The organism is uncultured Limnohabitans sp. (assembly GCF_937889215.1).
Classification (GTDB): domain Bacteria; phylum Pseudomonadota; class Gammaproteobacteria; order Burkholderiales; family Burkholderiaceae_C; genus Limnohabitans_A.
In genome coordinates this window covers 1-6,070 of sequence record NZ_CALBEX010000015.1, presented here as the reverse complement: position 1 = coordinate 6,070, position 6,070 = coordinate 1, and the positions used below count along the sequence as shown (strand labels likewise).

5 protein-coding genes and 1 pseudogene are annotated in these 6,070 nt (G+C 62.4%); 3 read left to right on the top strand and 3 right to left on the bottom strand.

The genetic code is table 11. The features are described from left to right. A partial coding sequence (locus Q0341_RS00455; RefSeq protein ID WP_299509770.1) for an EamA family transporter occupies positions 1-821 on the bottom strand: 821 nt, incomplete at its 3' end. Between the two features lie 8 nt (positions 822-829). Continuing rightward, positions 830-1,330 carry a methylated-DNA--[protein]-cysteine S-methyltransferase gene (locus Q0341_RS00450; protein ID WP_299509769.1) on the bottom strand — a complete coding sequence of 167 codons (501 nt, stop codon included), beginning with the start codon at positions 1,328-1,330 and terminating at the stop codon, positions 830-832. Positions 1,331-1,439: 109 nt separating this feature from the next. On the opposite strand from Q0341_RS00450, the pseudogene Q0341_RS00445 reads away from it, so the two are divergent. The 3 genes and pseudogenes from Q0341_RS00445 to Q0341_RS00435 all read left to right on the top strand — a co-directional run bounded on the left by Q0341_RS00445 (position 1,440) and on the right by Q0341_RS00435 (position 5,338). Then, positions 1,440-2,844, top strand: a pseudogene (locus Q0341_RS00445) (phosphomannomutase/phosphoglucomutase). Between the two features lie 24 nt (positions 2,845-2,868). Beyond that, positions 2,869-3,942, top strand: coding sequence for a glycosyltransferase family 4 protein (locus Q0341_RS00440; protein ID WP_299509768.1), 1,074 nt, complete (start codon positions 2,869-2,871; stop codon positions 3,940-3,942). Then, complete coding sequence (locus tag Q0341_RS00435) at positions 3,935-5,338, top strand: 3-deoxy-D-manno-octulosonic acid transferase (protein WP_299509765.1); 1,404 nt, start codon at positions 3,935-3,937, stop codon at positions 5,336-5,338. The genes Q0341_RS00440 and Q0341_RS00435 overlap by 8 nt, the downstream gene beginning before the upstream one ends. A gap of 79 nt (positions 5,339-5,417) precedes the next feature. Here Q0341_RS00435 and Q0341_RS00430 read toward each other — a convergent pair. Further along, the coding region (locus Q0341_RS00430) for a TolC family protein (protein WP_299509762.1) at positions 5,418-6,070 on the bottom strand (653 nt) is incomplete at its 5' end.

Here is a 6,070-nt window from a genome sequence, read left to right as displayed (position 1 = left end):
CAGGCTGTGACGGTTTCACCCAGAAACATCACGCCATAGGCGATGGCAAACACCGGGACCAGAAAGGTGACCGTCAGCGCCCGTGCAGGCCCCGAGTTTTCGATCAACTTGAAGTACAGGATGTAGGCCACGCCGGTACAAAGTACCCCCACCACCAGCAAAGCCCCCCAGGCCGAGGCACTGGGCCAGTGGTCCGGGCGGAACCACAGCGCAGGCAGGGCCAAGGCCAAAGTGGCCCCGATCTGGCTACCCGTGGCCGTGACCAAGGGCGGCAGGCTGGGGATGTGTTTCTTGGTGAAACTGGCCGACAAGGCGTAACAAGTCGTGGCCGCCAGGCAGGCCAGCACCGCCCAAGCCGGGGCAATGCCAGAAGCATTGGGCTTGAAGCTGGCTTGCCCGCCGGCGAGCAACACCACGCCACCAAAGCCAATGGCCAAGCCCAAGGTGCGTGACAGGCTGGGTTTGTCACCCAGCCAAAGCCAAGCCACCACCGCGCCAAACAGCGGAACAGTGGCGTTCAGGATGGACGAGAACCCGGTGGTGATGTGCATCACGGCAAAGGAATACAGCGCAAACGGGATGCCGCTGTTGAGCACGCCCACAAACAACACCGGTTTCCAGTGGCGACGCAGGTCGGCCCAGTGGCCTTTGGCCAGCAAGATCGGCAACAAAAAGAGTGCGGCAATGCTCACCCGAATCGCGGCGGTGGGCAATGCCCCGAGTTCTAACGCTGCCTGACGCATGAACAAAAAAGAAGAACCCCAGATGGCGGCCAGGATCAGAAAGTCGGCCAGCCAGCCTTTGGCGGGAAATGCATGCATAAATCAAGTCAGGTGACGGGATGGCCTTCCAGCCGCAGCAGCGCTTGCTTGCGCCACAGCCCGCCTGCGTAGCCCGTGAGTTGGCCACCGGCACCCAAAATGCGGTGGCAAGGCACGATGATACTCACTGGATTTCGCCCCACGGCCGCACCCACGGCACGCACGGCCTGAGGATTGTTCAATTGCCTTGCCGCATCGCCATAGCTTTGGTGCGCGCCACAAGGGATGGACAGCAAAACGCGCCAGACCGATTGCTGGAAGGGCGTGCCTGCTGACAAATCCAAAGGCAGATCAAACGATGTCAATTGGCCTGCAAAGTAGGCCGTCACCTGGGCTGCGGCCTTTTGCAGCAAGGGCTGGAGCTCACCATTTGGCCACTGCTGGCGCTGGACTTCGGTGGGGCCGTGTTTTTGACCGTCAAACCACAGGCCGCACAGGCCTTGGGTGCTGGCCGCCAGCGTGATCGGGCCCAAGGGGCTGTCGATGCGAAGAGCGCTCAAGGGCTGCATGGTTGGCCTTTTGAAAGCATGGTGGATGGGGGTAATGTTAGCGCGGCCCGCCTACAATCTCGTTTTCAGAATGATCCAAGCCGCAGTGGCTTTTTGACCGGCACAACGCATGCAAATCACCCCTTCCATCTTCAAAGCCTATGACATCCGCGGCGTGGTGCCGTCGACCTTGAATGCCCAAGTGGCCGAGGGCTTGGGCAAAGCCTTTGGCACGCATGCCTTGGCCGAAGGCCAGACCACGGTGGCTGTAGGGCGCGACGGCCGACTGAGTGGCCCGGACCTGTCGGCTGCGCTCATTCGCGGCCTGGTGGCCGCAGGCATCCAGGTCATCGACATCGGCTTGTCCACCACCCCCATGCTCTACTTTGCGGCCAGCACCGCGTGCCAAAGCGGCATCCAGGTGACGGGCAGCCACAACCCCAAGGACTACAACGGCTTCAAGATGGTGCTGGGCGGTCGTGCCATTTATGGCGACGAAATCCAGGGCCTGCGCCAGATGATGGAAGCCGAAACCTGGCAGCCGATGGGCGGTGGCAGTGTGACGCACTTGGACGTGCTGGCCGACTACACCCAGCGCATCGTGGGCGACGTGAAGTTGTCGCGCCCCATGAAGATCGTGATCGACTCGGGCAACGGCATTGCAGGCGCCTCAGCCCCCGGCATCTTCCGCGCTTTGGGCTGCGAAGTGATTGAGCTGTTCAGCGAGGTGGACGGCAACTTTCCCAACCACCACCCCGACCCCAGCAAGCCGGAAAACCTGCAAGACTTGATCAACGCCCTGAAAACCAGCGGGGCCGAATTGGGCCTGGCCTTTGACGGCGACGGCGACCGCCTGGGCATCGTCACCCAAGACGGCAATAACATTTACCCCGACCGCCAGATGCAATTGTTTGCCGAGGACGTGCTCAGCCGCGTGCCGGGCGGCACCATTTTGTTTGACGTGAAATGCTCGCAACGCCTGGCACCGGCCATCGAGGCCGCAGGCGGCCAGCCCTTGATGTACAAAACAGGGCATTCCCTGATCAAGGCCCAGATGCGGGCCATCGAGGCTGCAGGCGGCCAGGCCCCCTTGGGCGGCGAGATGAGCGGGCACATCTTCTTCAAGGAACGTTGGTATGGTTTTGACGACGGCACTTACGCCGGTTGCCGTTTGCTTGAAATCGTCAGCAGAGCGCCCGATGCGAATGCGGTGCTGAACGCCTTGCCCACCAGTTTCAGCACACCCGAGCTGAACGTGGCCTGCGCCGAGGGCGAGCCGCACGACGTGACCCCGTGCGTTGCAATTTTTGGCCGGTGATCTGTTCAAGCCCCCAGCACAGGTGTTCACCATCGACGGCCTGCGTGTCGACTGGCCCGATGGTTTTGGTTTGATCCGCGCCTCCAACACCACACCGGTGCTGGTGCTGCGCTTTGAGGGCCAGACCGAAGCGGCGTTGCACCGCATCGAAACCGAGATGTTGGCGCTGTTGCGATCGGTCAAGCCCGATGCGCAAGTACAAGCTTCGGCGCATTGAGACGGTCTGTCACGAATGACCGACATGAATCCCGCCAATGCCGCGCTGAGTCTGGACCCCGAGGTCATCGTTTTCAATCTGAAACAGCGCTACACAGGTGTTTCGGCCACCATCAATGCTTTGGTGCCTGTGCAGGCGGAGCAATGGCGATTGGGTTTTTGCGGCACGCGCATGTCCAATGGCATTGATGGGATGACGCTGGGCCAAGCCATCCGCTTGTCTCGCAAACCCGCCGAAGGCCGTGCATTTCGCATCTGGCATGTGCGCCGCGACCCGGAGATGATGGCCGCCATTTTTGCCCGCGACGTGTTGCGCTTGCCGATCAAGTTGGTGTTCACCTCGGCGGCCCAGCACTTGCACGGGGCCTTTCCGCGTTGGTTGATTTCCAAAATGGATGCGGTCATCTCGACCACGCCGCTGGCGGCCTCTTTTGTGCCCAACACCACGGCGGTGGTGCCCCACGGCATTGATTTGTCGCGTTTTTCACCTCCGCCCGACAAGCGCAAAGCTTGGCAGGATTCGGGATTGCCCGGTGCGTACGGCATTGGTGTCTTTGGCCGTGTGCGCCCCGACAAAGGCAGCGATGTGTTTGTGGACGCCATGATCGACGCTCTGCCCCGATTGCCCGGTGCCACCGCCGTGATCGCCGGCCTGGCTCAACCCAAGCACCAGGCGTATCAGGACGCACTGAAAGCCAAAATTGCGGCAGCAGGCTTGAGCGACCGCATCGTTTTTTTGGGTGAAGTGCCCGCGGGCCAGGTGCACCTTTGGTACCAACGCTGTTGGCTGTGTGTGGCTTGTCCGCGCTACGAGCCCTTTGGGCTCACCCCCTTTGAGGCGGCGGCCACCGAATGCGCGCTGGTGTGTTCGCGCACAGGTGCCTTTGACCAACTGGCCATCCCGGGTTTGACCGGGGAGATGGTGGACACCGGCGATGCCCCGGGTTTGGCGCAAGCCGTTTTGTCCGTCTTGAGCGACCATGAACAGGTCTTGCGCATGGGGCAAGCTGCCCGCCAGCGTGTGGTGACCCATTTTTCTTTGGCCAAAGAGGCCGAAGGCATTGGGCGCGTTTACGCACAATTGTTCGCCGATGCTTGACGCCAAAGGGGCCACGCCGACGCCCGCTAAAAAACGCTGGTTTGAGTCGCTGGCGCTGGTGGCATACGGGCTGTTGATGCGCGCTTTGCAGCCCCTGCTGCGCCGCAAATTGCAGCGCCGTGGGCGGCAAGAGCCTGGTTATTTGCAACACATGCCCCAGCGCTTTGGTGTCTACGACACCCCCGCTTTGACGCCCGGCAGTGTTTGGGTGCATGCCGTGTCTTTGGGCGAGACCCGGGCGGCGAGTTTGCTGGTCGATGCCTTGCGCCAGCGCCTGCCGGGCATGCGTTTGCTGCTGACCCACAGCACCGCCACGGGTTGGACTCAGGGCCAGAGCCTGCTCCAGCCCGGCGATGTTCAAGCCTGGTTGCCATGGGATACACCCCAAGCCACCCAGCGGTTTTTGCAGCACCACCGCCCCCGTTTGGGCATCTTGATGGAGACCGAAATTTGGCCCGCTTTGGTGCGAGCCTGCCAGCGGCAAGGTGTGCCCTTGTTTTTGGCCAATGCGCGTTTGAATGCCCGCTCACTGCGCGCAGCGCAGCGCATGTCTTGGCTTGCCGGGCCTGCTTACCGCGGCCTCTGTGGTGTGTTGGCCCAATCTCAGGCCGATGCCGCCCGGCTGCGCACCATCGGGGCACCCGTGAAGGCGGTCTTGGGCAACCTCAAATTTGATGTGCAAGCCCAACCCTTGGCCTTGGCGCTGGCCCAGCAATGGCGTCAGCAATGGACGCTGCAGGGCGTGCCCCGTCCGGTGGTCATGTTGGCCAGCACCCGAGAAGGGGAAGAAGCCCTGTGGCTGGACGCGCTGGCAGCGCAGCCGCAGCGCCGAGCCGCGTTGCAGGCGGCAGGTGTTTTGTGGTTGTTGGTGCCCCGACATCCCCAGCGCTTTGACGCTGTGCATGCCCAGGTGCAAGCCTGGGGTTGGTCGGTTTTTCGGCGCACTGCTTTGCCAAGCGAGGGGCAGGCCTGGCCGGCTGCTGCAGCGCAGGCAGAGGTGTGCTTGGGCGACAGCTTGGGCGAAATGCCGCTGTATTTTCAGGCCGCCGACATGGCTTTGTTGGGCGGCAGTTTCATGTCTTTGGGTGGGCAAAACCTGATCGAAGCGGCAGCCTTTGGGTGCCCCGTGGTGATGGGGCCGCACACCTTCAATTTTGCCGAAGCCGCTGAACAAGCTGTGGCAGCAGGCGCGGCCCAAGGGGTGCTCGACATGGACGCGGCTTTGGACCAGGTGTTGGCCTGGACTCATGACCGTGCGGCCTTGGCCTTTGCCCGCCAAGCAGGCCTGGATTTGGTGGCGCAAAGCCGGGGCGCCGCCGACCGGTATGCCCAGGCGTTGCTGGCCCTTGTGTCGCAGCGCCCGCAGCACGCTGGGCCAGACACGCAAAAGGCCTGAGTCTTTCGACGCAGGCCTGTACTTTGAGGGGGGCAAGTCGGCCCCCGCCTGACGCGGGAGGCCTGAGCGCGGCAGCGGTTTACTTTTGCAGCAGCGCGTCGATGCCTTGCACATCGCTGCCCTTGAGCACACCTGCCGCTTGGCGCAGCTTCAGTTGACCCAACAGCACATCGTGGCGGGCCTTGGCCAGATCACGCTTGGTTTGGAAGAGTTGGCTTTGGCTGTTGAGCACATCGATGTTGATGCGCACGCCCACTTGGTAGCCCAGTTTGTTGGCGTCCAAAGCGCTTTGGCTGGAGGCCTCAGCGGCTTGCAAGGCCTTGATCTGGCTCAGGCCTGCTTGCACGCCAAAGAAAGCCGTGCGGGTGGCCTGGGCCACGCTGCGCTGGGCCGCTTCCAGGTCGCTGCGGGCTTTGTCTTGCAAGGCCACGGTTTCCTTGATCCGGTTTTGTGTGGCGCTGCCTGTGTAAAGCGGCAGGTTCAGGGCCAGCCCGATGGTGGCGGCGTTGGTGTTGGGCTGGCTGACGGAACCGTTGCGGTAACGCGTCATGCCGTAACTGGCATTCAAGTCCAGCGTGGGCAGGTGGCCTGCTTTGGCTTTGGCGATTTCAAGCCGCGCCACTTCCAGCGCAATGCGGGCTTGGGCCAGGTTGCCATTTTCCTGCTCGGATTGCGCCACCCAGTTGTCGACTGTGCCGGTTTGTAAGCCGTCAATGTTGGCCGCTGGACGCA

What these genes read in the sequence shown, in the direction of transcription:
- Q0341_RS00450 (WP_299509769.1), bottom strand. Translation starts at nt 1,330, where the DNA reads ATGCAGCCCTTGAGCGCTCTTCGCATCGACAGCCCCTTGGGCCCGATC.
- Q0341_RS00440 (WP_299509768.1), top strand. Translation starts at nt 2,869, where the DNA reads ATGAATCCCGCCAATGCCGCGCTGAGTCTGGACCCCGAGGTCATCGTT.
- Q0341_RS00435 (WP_299509765.1), top strand. Translation starts at nt 3,935, where the DNA reads ATGCTTGACGCCAAAGGGGCCACGCCGACGCCCGCTAAAAAACGCTGG.